This is a genomic window from Lipingzhangella halophila (assembly GCF_014203805.1).
Taxonomy (GTDB): domain Bacteria; phylum Actinomycetota; class Actinomycetes; order Streptosporangiales; family Streptosporangiaceae; genus Lipingzhangella; species Lipingzhangella halophila.
On record NZ_JACHJT010000001.1, the window covers coordinates 2,747,764 to 2,764,865 of the forward strand.

The 17,102-nt window shown below is 70.0% G+C and carries 20 protein-coding genes; 9 read left to right on the plus strand and 11 right to left on the minus strand.

The window, feature by feature from the left end; translation table 11 throughout:
• The first annotated feature begins 63 nt into the window (after positions 1–63).
• Positions 64–1,329 carry an RNA-guided endonuclease InsQ/TnpB family protein gene (locus F4561_RS12515; protein ID WP_184578395.1) on the plus strand — a complete coding sequence of 422 codons (1,266 nt, stop codon included), beginning with the start codon at positions 64–66 and terminating at the stop codon, positions 1,327–1,329.
• Positions 1,310–1,507, plus strand: a complete 198-nt coding sequence (locus tag F4561_RS12520) for a hypothetical protein (RefSeq protein WP_184578398.1) — start codon at positions 1,310–1,312, stop codon at positions 1,505–1,507. Before F4561_RS12515 ends, F4561_RS12520 begins: the two co-directional genes overlap by 20 nt.
• Here the strand turns inward: F4561_RS12520 and F4561_RS12525 are convergent.
• The gene (locus F4561_RS12525; protein WP_184578402.1) at positions 1,504–2,199 is read right to left on the minus strand and encodes a GAP family protein; all 696 of its coding nucleotides are present in this window, start codon (positions 2,197–2,199) and stop codon (positions 1,504–1,506) included. The genes F4561_RS12520 and F4561_RS12525 overlap by 4 nt on opposite strands.
• Before the next feature lie 63 nt (positions 2,200–2,262).
• Here F4561_RS12525 and F4561_RS12530 point away from each other — a divergent pair, with 63 nt between their 5' ends.
• The gene (locus F4561_RS12530) at positions 2,263–2,895 is read left to right on the plus strand and encodes a TetR/AcrR family transcriptional regulator (RefSeq protein ID WP_184578405.1); all 633 of its coding nucleotides are present in this window, start codon (positions 2,263–2,265) and stop codon (positions 2,893–2,895) included.
• A 37-nt stretch (positions 2,896–2,932) separates the two neighbouring features.
• Here the strand turns inward: F4561_RS12530 and F4561_RS12535 are convergent, their stop codons facing one another.
• A complete protein-coding gene (locus tag F4561_RS12535; protein WP_184578408.1) occupies positions 2,933–3,718 on the minus strand; it encodes a hypothetical protein in 786 nt (261 codons plus the stop codon).
• Positions 3,719–4,109: 391 nt separating this feature from the next.
• On the opposite strand from F4561_RS12535, the gene F4561_RS12540 reads away from it, so the two are divergent.
• Genes F4561_RS12540 through F4561_RS12555 form a run of 4 tightly spaced genes read left to right on the plus strand, consistent with a single transcriptional unit; the run spans position 4,110 to position 9,438 of the window.
• A complete protein-coding gene (locus F4561_RS12540) occupies positions 4,110–5,669 on the plus strand; it encodes a pyridoxal phosphate-dependent decarboxylase family protein (RefSeq protein ID WP_184578411.1) in 1,560 nt (519 codons plus the stop codon).
• Positions 5,670–5,684: 15 nt separating this feature from the next.
• Entirely contained in the window at positions 5,685–7,004 is a 1,320-nt protein-coding gene (locus F4561_RS12545; RefSeq protein ID WP_184578413.1) for a lysine N(6)-hydroxylase/L-ornithine N(5)-oxygenase family protein, read from the plus strand.
• The gene (locus tag F4561_RS12550; RefSeq protein ID WP_184578416.1) at positions 7,001–7,579 is read left to right on the plus strand and encodes a GNAT family N-acetyltransferase; all 579 of its coding nucleotides are present in this window, start codon (positions 7,001–7,003) and stop codon (positions 7,577–7,579) included. The genes F4561_RS12545 and F4561_RS12550 overlap by 4 nt, the downstream gene beginning before the upstream one ends.
• The gene (locus F4561_RS12555) at positions 7,576–9,438 is read left to right on the plus strand and encodes an IucA/IucC family protein (RefSeq protein WP_312885230.1); all 1,863 of its coding nucleotides are present in this window, start codon (positions 7,576–7,578) and stop codon (positions 9,436–9,438) included. The genes F4561_RS12550 and F4561_RS12555 overlap by 4 nt, the downstream gene beginning before the upstream one ends.
• Before the next feature lie 63 nt (positions 9,439–9,501).
• On the opposite strand, the gene F4561_RS12560 is transcribed toward F4561_RS12555, so the two are convergent.
• From F4561_RS12560 to F4561_RS12585, 6 genes are all read right to left on the minus strand, one after another.
• The gene (locus tag F4561_RS12560) at positions 9,502–9,897 is read right to left on the minus strand and encodes a RidA family protein (protein WP_184578419.1); all 396 of its coding nucleotides are present in this window, start codon (positions 9,895–9,897) and stop codon (positions 9,502–9,504) included.
• 35 nt (positions 9,898–9,932) lie between these two features.
• Positions 9,933–11,156: an MFS transporter gene (locus F4561_RS12565; protein ID WP_184578422.1), complete on the minus strand. Its 1,224-nt coding sequence runs from the start codon at positions 11,154–11,156 to the stop codon at positions 9,933–9,935.
• A gap of 78 nt (positions 11,157–11,234) precedes the next feature.
• The gene (locus F4561_RS12570) at positions 11,235–11,714 is read right to left on the minus strand and encodes an RrF2 family transcriptional regulator (RefSeq protein ID WP_246437192.1); all 480 of its coding nucleotides are present in this window, start codon (positions 11,712–11,714) and stop codon (positions 11,235–11,237) included.
• 70 nt (positions 11,715–11,784) lie between these two features.
• A complete protein-coding gene (locus tag F4561_RS12575; RefSeq protein ID WP_184578425.1) occupies positions 11,785–12,045 on the minus strand; it encodes a type II toxin-antitoxin system RelE family toxin in 261 nt (86 codons plus the stop codon).
• Positions 12,042–12,308: a type II toxin-antitoxin system Phd/YefM family antitoxin gene (locus tag F4561_RS12580; protein WP_184578428.1), complete on the minus strand. Its 267-nt coding sequence runs from the start codon at positions 12,306–12,308 to the stop codon at positions 12,042–12,044. Before F4561_RS12580 ends, F4561_RS12575 begins: the two co-directional genes overlap by 4 nt.
• Positions 12,309–12,412: 104 nt before the next feature.
• On the minus strand, positions 12,413–12,808 hold the full coding sequence (locus F4561_RS12585) for a nuclear transport factor 2 family protein (protein WP_184578431.1): 396 nt from the start codon (positions 12,806–12,808) through the stop codon (positions 12,413–12,415).
• A 61-nt stretch (positions 12,809–12,869) separates the two neighbouring features.
• Between F4561_RS12585 and F4561_RS12590 the strand changes: the two genes are divergently transcribed.
• A complete protein-coding gene (locus tag F4561_RS12590; RefSeq protein WP_184578434.1) occupies positions 12,870–13,430 on the plus strand; it encodes a TetR/AcrR family transcriptional regulator in 561 nt (186 codons plus the stop codon).
• Positions 13,431–13,532: 102 nt separating this feature from the next.
• Positions 13,533–13,712 carry a type II toxin-antitoxin system HicB family antitoxin gene (locus F4561_RS12595; protein WP_184578437.1) on the plus strand — a complete coding sequence of 60 codons (180 nt, stop codon included), beginning with the start codon at positions 13,533–13,535 and terminating at the stop codon, positions 13,710–13,712.
• 43 nt (positions 13,713–13,755) lie between these two features.
• Here F4561_RS12595 and F4561_RS12600 read toward each other — a convergent pair whose 3' ends face one another.
• From F4561_RS12600 to F4561_RS12610, 3 genes are read right to left on the minus strand one after another with little or no spacing between them, the layout of a single operon-like run.
• Positions 13,756–15,378: an ABC transporter permease gene (locus F4561_RS12600; protein ID WP_184578440.1), complete on the minus strand. Its 1,623-nt coding sequence runs from the start codon at positions 15,376–15,378 to the stop codon at positions 13,756–13,758.
• Complete coding sequence (locus F4561_RS12605; RefSeq protein ID WP_184578442.1) at positions 15,375–16,295, minus strand: ABC transporter ATP-binding protein; 921 nt, start codon at positions 16,293–16,295, stop codon at positions 15,375–15,377. The genes F4561_RS12600 and F4561_RS12605 overlap by 4 nt, the downstream gene beginning before the upstream one ends.
• Positions 16,279–16,986: a TetR/AcrR family transcriptional regulator gene (locus F4561_RS12610; RefSeq protein WP_184578445.1), complete on the minus strand. Its 708-nt coding sequence runs from the start codon at positions 16,984–16,986 to the stop codon at positions 16,279–16,281. Before F4561_RS12610 ends, F4561_RS12605 begins: the two co-directional genes overlap by 17 nt.
• Between the last annotated feature and the right edge of the window lie 116 nt (positions 16,987–17,102).

The following is a 17,102-nucleotide window of genomic DNA, read 5'->3' on the forward strand; positions in this document are numbered from 1 at the left end:
ACAGGGTAGGGTAACCTGTGGTTACCCAATAAAATTGGGTTAAGCATCGAAGGGAGGTGTTCCATGCTGTCGGGTCGCCGGTACCGGCTCGCCCTGAGTGAAGAGCAGGTCCAGCAGTGCCAGATGTTCGGTGACATCTGCCGCGCGGTGTGGAATACCGCCCTGGACCAGCGCCGCCAGTATGTCGACCGGTACATGCGCGGTCGTGACGGCGAGTTCTGCGGCTACCACCTGCAGGCCCGCGAGCTGGCCGAAGCCAAGACCGACGAGTCCTGGCTCAAGGCCGCCCCCTCGCACGTGCTCCAGCAGACGCTGAAGGATCTGGACCGGTCCTGCCGCGAGCGCGGTACCTTCAACGTCCGCTGGCGGGCCAAAAACCGGTGGAACCCCTCGTTGCGGTTCCCGGCGGGCACCCTCATCACCGTGGAGAAAGTGAACCGTACGTGGGGCCGGGCCAAGCTGCCCAAGCTCGGGTGGGTGAAGTTCCGCATGTCGCGGGCGATCGGCGGTGCCATCCGGTCGGCGACCGTGTCCTGCAAGTCCGGCCACTGGTTCGTGTCGTTCTTGGTGGAGGATGGCCAGCTCACCCCCGAGAAGCACGCCAAACCGGACACGGCTGTGGGGGTGGACCGTGGCGTGGCCGTAGCGGCCACCACCAGCGACGGTGCGTTCCACGACCGCGAATTCACCACCGAAGGCGAAAAGGCCCGGTACCGGCGCCTCCAGCACAAGCTCGCCCGGCAGAAGAAGGGGACAGCGAATCGGCGCACGACGCTCGCGGCGGTGAACCGGATCTCCTCCCGGGCGGTGAACCGCCGCGCTGACTTCTGCGCCTTCACTGCCAACCGGCTCACCGCCCGGCACGGCGTGGTCGCCCTCGAAGAACTGCGCACCGCCAAAATGACCGCCTCCGCCAAGGGCACCATCGACGCTCCCGGCACGCGGGTCCGCCAGAAGTCCGGGCTGAACCGGGCGATCCTGGACAAGGGGTGGCATCGTCTCGAACTCGCGCTGCGCACCGCGGCGCGTCGGACCGGCACCCGCGTGGAACTGGTCGATCCGGCCTACACGTCGATTACCTGCTATTCCTGCAAGCATGTGGACGCGAAGTCTCGCAAGAGCCAAGCGGTCTTCGCCTGCACCGCCTGCGGGCACACCGACCATGCCGACGTCAACGCCGCCAAGAACATCCTCAGCGCCGCAGGGCATGCGGTGCCAGCCTGTGGAGACCTCGCCGGTGGGCGGTCTACGAAGCAGGAACCAGCGGGAACCCGCGAGGAAGTACCGCACCAACCAGCCCCAGAGCTGGTTGGAATCCCCCGACCTTAGCCATGGGGAGGAAGCCAAGCAGTACCAGGTGTACTGGAGCACGGGTGACCCCAAGGAGGATGAGCACCTTACCTGGATCCGGGACACTTACGCGATGACCTTCGCCGAGACGGACTGGGTACCCAAGGTCGGCGACTCACACACCCGTGATGATCGGTGGGGCTGCGGGGAGTTCTAAAAGGGGAGCCCGTCGATGAACTCGGGGATGCCGGTACGGCCGATGGCGTTGGCCAGCATCAGGAACCCGGCGATGCCGATGATCCAGGCCAGGGTCTCGCGGGAGCCCGCCTCCAGCTTCTCGCGCCACCGCTGCAGGCGCGGCCGCACCCGCTCGCCCAGAAGCCGGTAGCCGAGGTACATCAGCGCCGGCGGGAGCACCATGACGACGGTGTAGCCGGCCAGCAGCGGTCCCCACTGCACGGGCGCCAGGCCGGCGGTGGTCATGATCCCGATCGCGGCGAGGTAGGGCAGGGCCGTGCCGATCTCGAACACCCCGGTGGTGACGCCCAACCCGATCATGACCGGCACGCGGAACGAGCGCGGCTCCCGGCGGCGCGCCCCGGCCGCGGGTTTGGTGGGCATCACGAAGCTGTACCCGAAAAGCGCGGCTCCCAGCAGCGCCTGGCCCCACAGTGCCACCGGATGGTCGCCAACGTGCCCGAGCCGGGAGACGAGGGAGCCCAGGCCGAGCATCAGGCCCACGCCCGCGCTGAAGTAGAAGGCCGCGACCGTCAGCAGGTAGGTGAACAGCGGCAGCGCCATCCGCCGCGCCCCGCTGAGCAGGACGAACAGCGTCACCCCGATGACGGCGGGGCTGAGGGTGTCCAGTAGCGCGAGGCCACCGACCGGGAGGAGGACCTCCAGTGACATCTCGTCTCCTTTTTCAACACGAACGTGCTAAATAAAATAGCACAGTCGTGATAGAAAGAACGCATGCCGAAGATCGTCGACCACGAGCAGAGACGCCGCGACCTGGCTGAGGCGCTGTGGCGGGTCGTCGCCAAGGCGGGCCCCTCGGCCGTCTCGATCCGCGCCGTCGCGGCCGAGGCCGGTTGGTCCGCGGGGGCGCTGCGGCACTACTTCCAGACCCGCGACGAGCTCCTGGAGTTCGCGATCGAGCTGGCGGAGGAGGGGATCACGCAGCGCATCCAGGCGCGCGCGCAGGTCGGCGGCGACGATGAGCCGGTGCTGGAGCGCGCGGCCGCCTTCATCGAGGAGCTGCTACCGCTGGACGAGCGGCGCCGTGCGGAGTTCCGGATCTGGCAGGCGGTCGGCGAGGACTTCCACCAGGCGCACGACGAGGGCGACCGGCGCCGCTGGACCGCGCAGCGCGAGCTGTACCGCAGCGTTGCGCTGGCGCTGTACGGCGACCGTTCGCCCGACACCGCGCAGCGCGAGGAATGGGTCGCGGCGTGGGCGGCGTACCTGCACGTGTTCTGCGACGGTTTGGCCGCCCAGGCGATGTTCGCTCCCGCGCGGATGCCCCCGGACGAGGCGCGTGGGCTGCTGCGCCGTTTCCTCGCCGACGTGGCGCGCTCCGCTGGCGAGACCGCATCGGCACGGTAGGGGCGTGCCGCACGAGCGGGAGCTGAGGGGGATCGCCTCAGGAGTCCTTGTCGGCGGCATTGAACTTCCGGTCGAAGGCGGCCGTTTGGGCGGTCATGTGGCGAAGAGCGAGCAGGCCGCCGCGCGTTGCCGCGGTCAGTAACGCGGCCAGGACGAGCCAGAGGAGCGCCACCATCCAGACGTTCGCGCTTTCCTCAACGCTGTCGCCGAGCCATGTGCCGAGGATGAGGGGAGAGGCACCCCCGGCCAGGAACCACCAGATGGCGAGGTACAGGGTGAGGCCCATGCCTGTTGCCGGTTCCGCGCTGCGCAGCCGCCAGACGCACACGCCGACAATGAGGAGGCATGCGGGGATGATCATGATCCCGAGGATGAGGACTCGTGCGCGCATGTCGGCCGGGGCGTCAGACGTCTCCTGGGAGGCGCCCTCAGCCTCGATCTCGGTCAGCATGCCGCGCCAAACGGTGCCGGTGACCCGGTCACCCTTGTCCAGGTGTTCCAGGACGGGACCGGGGTTGCCGTAGTCCGTCTGCCATTCATCGCCTCGCGTGTCCGTCAGGATCGCGCGGTACGTATGGTCCCGGCCCCTTTCGTCAATGGTTACCTCGGCCACGGTGAACTCGTATGTCCGGAGGCAGTCGGCGGGCCCGGGTGAAGCGGACTGGCAACGTTCCGCCGCCTCGTAGTCCTGCAGCTCATCGCGGCCGCCCGGCGCTTCCCGCGCGATGAGGAAGGCGGCGAGCGCCAGCAGGGCGAGCTGGATCAGCAGAATGAGGACGGTCACGGATTTGTAGCGGAAGAACAGGTGGCGAGGGTGGGACATGCGCCTGATTCTCCCGTGGGATGTCTCGTGGTGCGCACCCCGTTAACCTCTCGCCCTCCGGCGTGGGAAGCATCCGTGCTGCGGCAGGGGGCGCACGTCCGTCCTGCGCTGGCGGTGTTCCCCGGCTGAGCGGATTCCAGCACCGGCCTTCGATGGCCCAATCGGAGGAGCTCGCCTGTGATCTGCACCGATGGGGACTCGAACGACGAGGGTCAGCGTAAGGGGCTCCTCCGCGCCCCCGTCTGGCCGGCCTGCCGCGGCGGCGTTGAGCACCGGATCCGGGCTCGTGCGCTGCGCGAATTCAACTGTCCGTGCCCCGGGATACACGAAGGGAGATTTATAGGTTAGCCTAACCATCGTTTGCTTAGGCTCGCCTTAGTTAGGATGGTCCATGACTCTCCTCGGGCATTCCGACGAGGAATACCCTCCAGCCCCCGGAACCCCACCCGGCGCGGCCCCGCCGGCCGCCCGCGCGCATCTCCTCAACGGCCGCACCGCCCAGTCGTACCGGGGGACGGTCACCGAAGGGGTCGATCGGGTCGCGCGCCGGATCTCCGGCGTGACCCAACCCGCCACTGGCGCCTCCGTGCCCGATGTGACGGCCGAGTTCGCCGACCTCGACCTGGACCAACCGCTGCACGACCCGGCGCGTGCCCTGGACGAGCTGGAACGCGTCTACCTGCGCGACGCCGTGTACTTCCACCACCCTCGCTATCTCGCCCACCTCAACTGCCCCATCGTCATCCCGGCACTTCTCGGCGAGGCGGTGCTCTCAGCCGTGAACTCCTCGCTGGACACCTGGGACCAGAGCGCCGGGGCCACACTGATCGAACGCCAGCTGATCGACTGGACCGCGCGGCGCCTCGGGCTCGGCCCGGCCGCCGATGGCGTGTTCACCAGCGGCGGCACCCAGTCCAACCTGCAAGCCCTGCTGCTGGCCCGCGACGAGGCCTGCGCGGCCGTGCGCCGGCGAAGCACGGGCCAGGCCCGCACCAGCGGGATCCTGCCCCGGCTACGTGTTCTGACCTCCGAGTGCGCACACTTCAGCGTCGCGAAGTCGGCGGCGCTGCTCGGATTGGGCTACGAGGCCGTGCTGCCGGTACCCAGCGACGCCGACAAGCGGATGAACCCGGCCGCCCTGGCCGGGGAGCTCGACCGCTGCCGCCGCGAAGGGCTCGTGCCCATGGCCGTGGTGGCCACCGCCGGAACGACCGACTTCGGCAGCATCGACCCGCTCAACGAGATCGCGGACCTGTGCGAGCGCTCCGGCGCCTGGCTGCACGTCGACGCCGCCTACGGCTGCGGCCTGCTCGTCTCGCGCCGGCGCCACCTGCTGGCCGGCATCGAGCGCGCGGACTCGGTGACCGTTGACTTCCACAAATCGTTCTTCCAGCCGGTCAGCTCCAGCGCGGTCCTGGTGCGCGACCGGGCGACACTGCGGCACGCGACCTACCACGCCGACTACCTCAACCCGGAAAGCGACGCCGAGGACCGCGTCCCCAACCAGGTCGACAAGAGCATCCAGACCACCCGGCGCTTCGACGCGCTCAAACTCTGGTTGACCCTACGCGTCATGGGCGCCGAGGCCATCGGCGAGCTCTTCGACGCGGTGGTGGACCGCGCGGCCGAGGCGTGGGCCCAGATCGAGGCCGACCCCCGCTTCGAGGTGGTGACCCGCCCCCAGCTCAGCACCCTGGTGTTTCGTTACCTGCCGCGCGCCGAGGCCACGCCCGAAATGTGCGACCGCGTCAACCGCCGCGCGCGCCAGGCCCTGTTCGACTCGGGAGCGGCCGTGGTGGCCGCCACCACCGTCGAGGGCCGGCAGTACCTGAAATTCACCCTGCTCAACCCCGAGACGTCGGCGAACGACATCACCGAGGTGCTCGACCTGGTCGCCGAGCACGGCGCTCTGGCCGAGCTGGCCGAACTCAGCCGTTCCGGTGTCAGCTAGCCCCTGGAGACCGCATTGACCACGACGCACGACTTCATCGCAGTTGGGCTCGGCCCGTTCAATCTCGGGTTGGCGTGCCTGACCGAACCCATCTCGGAGCTCAACGGGCTCTTCCTGGAGGCCGAACCCGAGTTCGACTGGCACTCGGGCATGCTCCTGGAGGACAGCGTCCTGCAGACGCCGTTCCTGGCCGACCTGGTCACCCTGGCCGACCCCACCTCGCCGTACTCGTTTCTGAACTTCCTCAAGGAAAGCGGGCGGCTGTACTCCTTCTACATCCGCGAGTCCTTCTATCCGCTGCGCAACGAGTTCAACGACTACTGCCGCTGGGCCGCCGGCAAGCTGGCGGCGGTGCGCTTCGACCACCGCGTTACCGCCATCACCCACGATGCCGACGCGGGCCACTACGAGGTGCGCGCCGTCCGCCCCTCCACCGGGGAGACCCTCACCTACCGGGGGCGCCGCCTGGTGCTGGGCACCGGCACCCCGCCGCACATCCCCGAGCCGTGCCGCGGGTTGGACGGCGAGGCCGTGCACAGTTCGGCCTACCTCCACCACAAAGAGGCGCTGCAGGCAAAGGACAGCATCACCGTCGTCGGCAGCGGCCAGAGCGCGGCCGAGATCTACTACGACCTGCTGACCGACATCGACACCCGCGGCTACGACCTCACCTGGGTCACGCGCTCGCCGCGGTTCTTCCCGCTGGAGTACACCAAGCTCACGCTGGAGATGACCTCGCCGGAGTACGCCGACTACTTCCACGCGCTGCCGCAACCGACCCGCGACCGGCTGGTCGAGGCGCAGAAGGGCCTGTACAAGGGCATCGACTCCACGCTGATCAACGCGATCTTCGACCTGCTCTACACCAAGAGCCGCGCCCGCACCCCGCCCACCCGGCTGATGACCAACACCGAGGTCACGCACGCGCGCCACGACCCCGGCACCGGCGGCTACACCCTGGGGCTGCGCCAGGTGGAGCAGCGGCGCGACTTCACGCACCCCACCCAGGGGCTGGTCCTGGCCACCGGCTACCGCTACGAGGTCCCCGAGTTCCTGGCGCCGATCGCGCACCGCATCAACTGGGACACGGCCGGGCGCTTCGCGGTGCGGCGCGACTACAGCGTCGACGCCACCGGCCAGGAGATCTACGTGCAGAACGCGGAGCTGCACACGCACGGCTTCGTGGCGCCCGACCTCGGGATGGCCGCCTACCGCAACTCCTGCATCATCCGCGCGCTGCTGGGGCGGGAGTACTACCCGGTCGAACGTTCGATCGCGTTCCAGGAGTTCTCCGCGCCCGAGCAGGCGAGCCACCCGATGGAGGTGCTCCGATGAGCGGCATCGTCTTCACCCGGCGCGACCCCCGCCTGGGAACGTTCAGCCTGCGCCCGGTCGACCCCGAGGACGACACCGCGACACTGCACCGCTGGCTCACCCACCCCAAGTCCGCGTTCTGGCTCATGGGCCAGGCCACTCTGGATGACGTGCGGCGGGAGCACCGCGAGATCGCCGCCGACCCCTACCGCGAGGCCTACCTGGGCCTGCACGAAGGGCGGCCGGCGTTCCTCGTCGAGCGCTACGACCCCGCGCACCGCGAGCTGAACGGCGCCTACGAGCACGAGCCCGGCGACGTCGGCATGCACTTCCTCGTGGCGCCCACCGAAACCCCGGTGCGCGGCTTCACCCTCGCCGTCCTGGTCACCGTCATGGACTCGCTGTTCGCCACCGAGACGGCGGCACGCGTTGTCGTGGAGCCCGACGTGCGCAACGAGGCGGTGCACGCGCTCAACGCCGCCGTCGGATTCGAGGTGGTGCGCACCATCACGCTCCCGGACAAGGACGCCTACCTCAGCACCTGCACCCGAGCGCAGTACCGCGCCGCGCGGCGCGACCAAGGAGCCGCCCAGTGACCCCCGTTGCCCCCGCCAACAACCGCGCCCCGCACCCCGAACACACCGCGCCCCACGACGCCGTCGCGCACCTGAACCCCGAGTGCTGGCAGCACGCGAACCGCCTCCTGGTGCGCAAGATGCTCGCCGAGTTCTCCCACGAGCGCCTGCTCACCCCAGAGCCGTGTTCCGCCGGGCACTACGTTGTGCGCAGCGACGACGGTGCGAGCGAGTACCGTTTCGCGGCGCGGCTGCTGGCCCTGAACCACTGGCAGGTCGACGCCGCCAGCATCACCCGCCAGCGCGGCACCGACCAACTCTCACCGGACGCGCTCGACCTCATCCTCGACCTGCGCCAGAGCCTGGGACTGACCGAACGGGTGCTGCCGGTGTACCTGGAGGAGATCAGCAGCACCCTGGCCAGCAGCGCGTTCAAGCTCGCCGGCCAGCGCCCCAGCGCCGCCGAGCTCAGCCGGGCGGGGTTCCAGGAGATCGAGGCCGCGATGACCGAGGGTCACCCGTGCTTCGTGGCCAACAGCGGCCGGATCGGCATCGACGCCGCCGAGTACCCCATCTACGCGCCCGAGGCCGCGCCCCGGGTGCGGCTCGTCTGGCTGGCCGCGCACCGCGACCGGTGCGAGTTCTCCGCCTCCGCCGGCCTCGACTACCCTTCGCTGATCCGCTCCGAGCTGGACGAGGCGACCCTGGCCCGGTTCTCGGCGCGCATGGCCGAGCTCGGGTTGGACCTGGACGACTACCGGCTGATGCCGGTCCACCCGTGGCAGTGGTGGAATAAGCTGTCGGTGACCTTCGCCGGCGAGGTGGCCCAGCGCCGCCTGGTGTGCCTGGGCCGCGGCGACGACGAACACCAACCGCAGCAGTCCGTCCGCACCCTGTTCAACACCACCGCGCCGCGGCGACACTACGTCAAGACCGCGCTGTCCGTGCTGAACATGGGGTTCCTGCGCGGCCTGTCCGCCGAGTACATGCGGGCCACCCCGGCCATCAACGACTGGCTGGCCGGCCTGGTCGACGGGGACACCGCGCTGCGCGAGACCGGGTTCTCCATCCTGCGTGAACGCGCGGCCGTGGGCTACCACCACGAGCAGTACGCGGCCGCCACCGCCAAAGGGTCGCCGTATTCGAAGATGCTCGCCGCACTGTGGCGGGAGAGCCCGGTGCCGTCGGTGGCGCCGGGCCAGCGGCTGGCGACCATGGCCAGCCTGCTGCACGTCGACGCCGACGGCGACTCGGTGGCGGGGGCGCTGATCGCGGAGTCGGGACTGTCGCCCCGGGTGTGGCTGCGGCGCTACCTGGATGCCTACCTGCGGCCGCTGCTGCACTGCTTCTACGCCCATGACCTGGTGTTTATGCCGCACGGGGAGAACGTCATCCTCGTGCTGGAGGGCGGAGTGCCAGTGCGGGTCCTCATGAAGGACATCGCCGAGGAGATCGCCGTCCTCAACCCCGATGCGCGGCTGCCGCCGAAGGTGGAGCGCATCCGCGCCGAGGTGCCCGACGAGCTGCGGACGCTGTCGATCCTCACCGACGTGTTCGACTGCTTCCTGCGGTTCCTCAACGCGATCCTGCAGAGCGAGCAGATCCTGGACGAGGAGGAGTTCTGGGCCGCCGTCGCCGAGTGCGTCCGGGACTACCAGGAGTCGATGCCGCACCTGGCACACCGCTTCGCCAACGACGACCTCTTCGCCGAGCGGTTCGGCCTGTCGTGTCTGAACCGGCTGCAGCTACGCGACAACCAGCAGATGGTGGACCTGCAGGACCCGGCCAGCGCGATCCGGCTCGCCGGCGAGCTGGACAACCCGATCGCCCCATTCGCCGGCGACACCGACGGCCAGCAGCGGGCGGGGGCGGACCGGTAGAGGACCGTTCGCGGCCCGCCGTTGGCTGGTGCGGCGGGCCGGCCCGCCGCACCAGCCAGCGTGTCACGGGCGTACAGCAAGCGCGTCCACCTCGAAGCGCATCCCCGGCAGTGCGAGACCGGCCACACCGAGGAGGGTCTGGGTGGGCGGTTTCGTGCCCCAGTGCCGGGCGATGTGCCGGCCCACCACCATCAGTGTGCTCTCGTCGTGGTCCACGATGTAGGTGCCCAGGCGTACGACGTGGGAGTAGTCGAGGCCGACGGCGCTCAGCGCCGTGCCGAGCCGGTCGAACGCCACCTCCACCTGGGTGTCGAAGTCGGCGTCGAGAACGCGACCGGAGTCGTCGCAGGCGTACTGGCCGGCGATGACCACCAGGTCACCCCGGGTTGCGGCGATGTGGCTGTACCCGAACGGCGTGGGGTCGTGCAGGGTGTCCGGGTTGAGGATGGTGTGCGGCATCGGTTCCTCTCCTTCGTTGTCTTCATTTGGAGTGATCACACGTTTCGGGGCCGGCGGCGCGCGGCGGCGGCTACCGCGACACCGAGCACGGTCAGGGCCGTGCCGGCCCAGGGAGCGGCGGGGACGTCCAGAGTGTCCACCACGAGCCCGCCGAAGAGCGCGCCGAACGCGATCGCCGCGTTGAACGCGCAGACGAACAATGCGGTTGCCGCCTCGGCCGCGCGGGGAGCGGTCGCGATCATCCACGACTGCAGGCCCACCGACACCCCGCCGTAGGCCATCCCCCACAGCAGCAGCGCCGCGCCTCCGCCCAGTGGTGTCGTGCCCACCAGCGCGAACACCGGAAGAGCGGCGCTGAGTAGGACCGCGATCCAGAGCACGGTCCTACGCGCGTCGCGTCCCGCGCCCGCGCCGGCGAGAAAGTTCCCGGCGATCCCCACAGCTCCGTAGCCGAGCAGCAGCCCACCCACGAGCCCGGCAGCCACCCCCGACACGTCGCTGAGTAACGGCCGGACGTAGGTGAACGCGGTGAAGTGCCCGGTGACGAGCAGCACGGTCAGCACGATCCCGGCGCGCACGCCCACGTTGGTCCGCACCAGGGAGGGCAGCTCACCGAAGCGGATCGGCTCGCTCGCGGGCAACCGCGGCACCAGGATGAGCAGCAGCCCAACCGCCACCAGGCCCAGGGCCCCGAGCCCAGCGAAGGCTGTTCGCCAGCCAGCCAGGTCACCCAGAACGGTCGCGAGTGGCACGCCGAGCACCGACGCCGCGGCGACGCCGCCGAAGATGATCGACGTCGCCCGCGCGACGTGCCGTTCCGCGACGAGCCGCAGGGCGAGACTTCCGGCGATCGCCCAGAAACCGCCAATGCTCACGCCCACCAGCAGGCGCGCCGCCAGAAGCACCGCGAAGTGCGGGGCGAGCGCGCTGGTCAGGTTGGCGGCCACGAGCACCCCGAGCAGCAGGGCCAGCACGACTCGGCGATCCGTTCGGCCCAACACCACAATGGTCACCGGCGCGGAGACCGCCGCGACCAGGCCGGGGCCGGTCACCATGAGTCCCGCAGCGCCGTCGGAGACCGCGAGCGATGCCCCGATCGGCCTGAGCAGGCCGACGGGGACCAGCTCCGTGGTCATGAGTGTGAAGATGCCGAGCGTGACCGCGCACACGGCCATCCATCCGCGGGCGGGGGAGCGCTGCTGCGTATCCGCCGCGGGTGGCGCGGGGACCGCGCGTTCTGTCGAGTCAGCCGACGCCATCAGCCACCTCTTTCCGGATTCGAGATATGGAATAACCAGTTTTATCCCGGCAGGAAAACCCTGCGGGGAAGGGCCCTTTCACGGCGTTGCCGCGAACCACTGCCGCGCGCGTACCGGAACCTCAGGTGCGGCCTGCCGCACCGCCGCCTGCAGTTCCGCGATCGTCTGGCTGGCCAGCTCGGCGCGCCAGGCGATCTCGGCCCGGCGCATCGCCTGGTCGACCAGGCAGGGGGCGGTGGGTGCGTCCGGGGTCGCACCGGGACCACGCTGCCGGATCTCGGTGCACTGGAACGCGTCCTCGCGCCCCTCGATCGCGACGACGACGTCCAAGAGCGTGATCTGCTCGGGGTCGCGCGCCAGCCGGAACCCGCCACCCGGCCCCGGCGTGGAGTACACCACCCCAGCGCGGGCCAGGGCCTGCAACTGCTTGTTCAGGTAGGCGGCGGGAAGCTCGTAGAACGCGGCCAGGGCCGCGGTGGGGACCGCGCGCTCGGGTCCCACCCATGCCAGGTTGAGGCAGCTGTGTAGCGCCCACTCAACCCCTTCCGCCATCCGCATAACCTGGATCTTACATATCCAGATTAAGCTCGGCAACACTGGCCCCGCAGAGAGCACCGGCCATCCTCGATCAGTCGTAGATGGTCGAACGGTGACCTACCTGGATGACCCAGACCACAAGTTGACCGTTGTCCACGGTGTAGATAACGCGGTAGTCGCCCACGCGGAGCCGGCGGCGTTCGGGGCGTGAGACTAGCGCGGTGGTGCCGTAGCCATAGGGATCGTTCTCCAGGTTCGCAAGTTTGCGCAGGATCGTCATCGCGGTCTGTTTGGGGATCTTGCGCAACTCGTCGCGGGCAGCGCGATGGAACCGAGTCTGGTAGCCGCTCACTGCGGGCGTTCCAGGGTCTCTGCCACCACCTCATCCAGTGGGGCTCCGGGGTCATCGTCGGCCATGCGCTCGTCGACGATCCGGTTGAGCTCCTCCTCTTCCCAGTGCTGGAACTGGCGCAGGGTGTCGATGCTCACCACGGCGGCAACCTCCTTGCCACGCCGGGTGACCACTGTGGGTACGTCCTCACGTTCGGCACGGTCGACCACGTCAGCCAGATGGTCGCGAACCTCGCGGATGGACTCTGTAGGGGTCTCGCTCATACTTATGATTGTACCGAAGGTACTAACGGTACACATAGTCCATTCGGTCAGAGGCGGAGGCGGCGGCCTCGCTCACCTGCCCGGGTCTCGGGGACACCGACCCCTCACGGCGCCGTCGCAAGCGCCTCGTGCCACTTGGCGGTGTCGGTGTACTGGTGCAGCCAGCTCACCCGATCGTTGCTGAGCCGCCACAGGTGGGTGAACTCCGCTGCATAGTCGCGCCCGGTGGCGCGGGCGGTGCCCCGGTAGTGGCCGGTGACGACAATCGTGCCGTCGGTGGTCTGCTGGCTGGTCTCGGGGTAGGGCGCGGTGTCGAAGTGGCCGGCGACCTCGCCCCACACTCCGAGGATCATCGCGTCGCGGCCGTGGTGCGCGCCACCCACGCCGCAGGGCATGCCGGGGGCCACATGCCCCTCGAAGTCGGGGTGCAGCAGCGCGTAGAGGCTGGTGACATCGCGTTCGCGCAGGGCCAGGTAGAGCTTCTCAACGGTGGGGGACACGCGCACTCCTTTTTAGTTAAAATGTTCTAGAATGCTCTCACTATAACTTCTGGAGGCGGGTGTGGGCAGACCGGGCAGGTTCACCGAGGACCAGATCCTCGGGGCGGCGCTCGAAGTCGTTGCCGCCCACGGGCCGGCCGCGGCCACGGTGTCGGCGATCGCGGCCCACCTCGGCGCGCCGGTCGGCTCGATCTACCACCGGTTCGCCTCCCGGGACCTGCTGCTGGCCCGGCTGTGGACCCGGGGTGTCCGGCGCTTCCAGGCCGGCTTCCTGGAGGCGCTGCAGGCGGGCGACGCGGAGAGGGCGGCGCTGCACACCCCGCGCTGGTGCCGCGAGAGCCCGAACGAGGCGCGGGTGCTGCTGCTGTACCGGCGGGAGGACGTCGCCGCCCGCTGGCCCGAGGAGCTGGGACCGGAAATGGCCGCGCTCGCCACCTCACTGCAGAGCGGCCTGCGCACGTTCGCGGCCGAAGGCGGGCACGACCTGCAGCGGGTCATGTTCGCGCTGGTCGACGTCCCCCACGGGGCTGTACGGCGCTACCTTTCCCGCGGGGAGGCGCCACCGGAATCGGTCGACAGCCTCATCGCCGAGACGTGCCGGGCGGTGCTGGGGACACCCTGAGATCGGGGCCTCCAGGAAGAGTGGTGTGCTCCTAATTCAGTACCGTGGCCACGGGAATAGGGCACCCTGGTTTCCGGGAAACCGTAGCCAGGAGGGACGGACGTGCAGACTCGCACTCTGACCGTTGCCATCACCCGCGAGGACGACCGGTATGTCGCCCAATGCCTGGAGGCCGACGTCTCCAGCTTCGGCGATACCCGGGGCGAAGCGATCACGATGGTCACCGAAGCACTCGAACTGTGGTTCGAGGACGCGCCCGTTGAAGAGCGCATCAAGGTCTGACGCCCGTGTCGTTGCTGGTGGCCAGAACCACGGCCCCACACCTTCAGCCAAGCAGGTCCCGGCGGCGCAGACCGGCGAGACCCGCCCCGATCAGCGTGGCGGCCACGGCCGTGAGGACCAGTAGGGTCCCGGCGCCGGGTGGGCCGAAGAACGGCAGCACGTGGGCGAACGGCGAGAACGTCCAGAAGAGCCAGTCCGGCCAGCCCAGGTGCTGTCCGAACTCCACGGTGAGAGCGACGCCCAGCGCGCCGTAGCCGACGAACGGGGCGACACGGCCCGCCAGGCCGTAGGCCGCTATGGCGATCCCCACCAGCACCCACACGGCCGGGATTAGCCGGGCGGTGGTCGCGAGCATGGTGGCGGAATCGCCTGCCCCCACGCCGAAGCACAGTCCCACGACCACGAGCAGCACCGCCGGCACGGCCAGCGCCAGGGCCAGGTGCCCGGCGGCCCAGCGCAGCCGGCTGACCGGCCCGGCCAGTAGCAGTGCGGCGTGCCCGCCGGACTCGTCGGCGTGCATCCGCAGCACGACCTGGATGGCATAGAGCGTGATCGGGAAGACCGTGGCGAAAGCGATGTAGGCGAACAGGGCATCGCCGGGGTTGGCCGAGCCCATCGCCGCGGCCCACTCAGCCATCTGGTCGCCGGCCGCGTACTGCTCCATAGCGGCGGTGCCGGCCAGAGCCGTCGGCAGGCAGATGGCGGCGGTGCCCGCGACCCACACCAGCGCCATGCCCCGGTGCAGCCGCCAGGCCAACCCGAACGGGCCGCCCAGCCCGCGCGGTCCGGTGCGCGGCCCGGGACGCGTCGCGAGCATCCCGGAACCCAGATCGCGGCGGTCGGCGAGGCTGACCGCCGCGTACACCAGAACCACGACGAGGGCCGCGACGAGCAGGAACGGCCACCAGCGGTCCCCGGCGAACGGTTGGGTGCGCTGCAGCCAGCCGTTCGGGACCAGCCACCCCAGCCACGCCAGGCCCGGCCCGCCGAGGTCGGAGGCGCCGCGGACGAAGTGCAGCGCGAAGAACAGGGAGTAGGCGCCCACGATGGCCGCCCGCGGATTGGCGGTGAGCTGCGCGGCCACGGCCGCCATCGCGGCCGAGATCCACACCGCGCTCCCGGTCACCAGGCCGAACACCGCGGATCCGGCGGCGGGCATACCGGCGCCGATCATGGTCGCGCTGGTCAGCACCGCGAGGAGCGCACCCGCGACGAACACGACCGCCAGGGCCGCCGCCAGCGGCGCGTAGCGCCCCACCCCCGTCGAGCCCAGCAGCTCGCGCCGGCCGGCCTGCTCGTCGGTGCGGGTGTGGCGCACCACGAAAACCACGGCGCCGAGCGCGGCGAGTAGGGTCGCGGCACCGAAGGATTCCTGCACGAGAAGGTCGTCGATGCCGGTGCCGTACACGGGTCCCTGGAAGAGCTTGAACATCGGGACCTCGACCATGACCTGGTCGTAGCGCGTCTGGCGCGCCTCGGTGGTCGGGTACAGCGCCTCCCGGGTGCCCGCCCGGCCAGCGGACACGCCCCAGCTCAGCAGCAGCCAGACCGCCAGCATGACGCGGTCGCGGCGCAGCAGCAGCCGGGTCAGCATGCCGGTTCCGGTGAGCGGGCTCGCGGTACCGGCCGGGGAGGCGCCATCCGAAGCGCGGGTGGTCGTGCTCATCGGGACACCCCCGAGACTTCGCCCTCGCCGGCCGGTTCTGCCTGGTAGTGGCGCAGGAACAGCTCCTCCAGGGTGGGCGGCTGCACGGTGACGTCGACGATTCCCAGCGCGTGGAGGTGCACCAGGACGTCGCCGATCCGGGCGGTGTCGACCTGGCAGCGGACCTGGTGGCCCTCGGTGCGCAGGTCGTGCACGCCCGCGAGGTCGCTCAGCCCGCTGGGCGCGGCGGCGACCTCTGCCGATACCGAGGACCGGGTGAGGTGGCGCAGCTGCGCCAGGGTCCCCGCCTCGACCGTCGCGCCGTCGCGGATGATCGTCACCCGGTCGCACACCGCCTCAACCTCGCCGAGGATGTGGCTGGAGAGCAGAACGGTGCGGCCCCTGGCGCGCTCCTCGGCGACACACTCGCGGAAAACCGCCTCCATCAGGGGGTCCAACCCGGCGGTCGGTTCGTCGAGCACCAGGAGTTCGGCGTCACTGGCCAGGGCCGCGACCAGCGCCACCTTCTGCCGGTTGCCGGTGGAGTAGGTCCGGCACCGCTTACCCGGGTCGAGCGCGAAGCGCCGCACAAGGTCGTCGCGGCGCTGGCGGTCGGCCCCGCCGCGCAGCCGTCCCAGCAGGTCGATCACCTCGCCGCCGGTGAGGGTGGGCCACAGGGTGACGTCTCCGGGGACGTAGACCATGCGGCGGTGCAGCTCCACCGCACGGTGCCACGGGTCCTGCCCGAGAAGCCGTACCGTGCCCGCGTCCGGGCGTACCAGGCCGAGCAGGACGCGCAGTGTGGTGGACTTGCCGGCTCCGTTCGGGCCGAGGAAGCCGTGTACCTCGCCCGCGTGGACACTCATGTCCAGACCGTCCAGGGCCCGTGTCGTTCCGAAGGTTTTCGCCAGCGCCCGGATCTCAACTGTCTCGGTCATGGCCGTCCTCCTTCCTCGGCGGCGCGGAGGTCTCGCGCTGGTGGTTGTGGGCGGCCTCGCGGACGCGCTCTCCGGCGTCGGACGCCGCGAACTCGGCCATGGAGGTGTAGACGTCGAACATCGCCAGGCCGATGCGCGCCGTGTTCTCCGTGGCCAGGACGTCGACCCCCATTCGGCGCGAGAGGTGCTCGTGCAGCACGACCGTCGCGTGGTGCATCGCGGCCATCACGGCGGCGGTGTCGCGTGTCTTGGCCGAGCCCGGTGGGAAGCGCTCGGGCCAGGTGCGGCTCAGGAACTCCTCGGTGGCGTCGGCACCACTGTCGAAGAACGCCGCCGCCGAGGGGGAGCCGTCGACCATGGCACGGCCGATGTAGCGGACGACGAGCGGGCCCCACTCGAAAACCTTGGCGAGGGCGTCCGGGTTGGTGGACCCACCGCCGGTGACGCCGTAGCTGTCGAGGTTGCCCATGGTTTCGACGGCGTAGGTGTCGCAGGCCCGCCGCAGCTCCTCCTTGGTGCCGAAGTGGTGCTGGACCAGCCCGACCGAGACGCCCGCGGCCTCGGCGACGCTCTTGATGGTCGTGCCGGTGTACCCGCGTTCGGCGAACTGCGCGAGCGCGGCGTCCCGGATGCGGGCGCGGGCGGTCAGATCCTCGGGCGGCCGGTCGCCCGAACGGTTTACTGGATACATATATCGCAGACTATATGAACATATTGCCTGCAGTCCATACGGCGATGGGTGGATGAATGGCGGTCCCGCTCTCCCGGGCGCCGCACGGGCGGCGCCGATCAGTACACGGGGTCTGA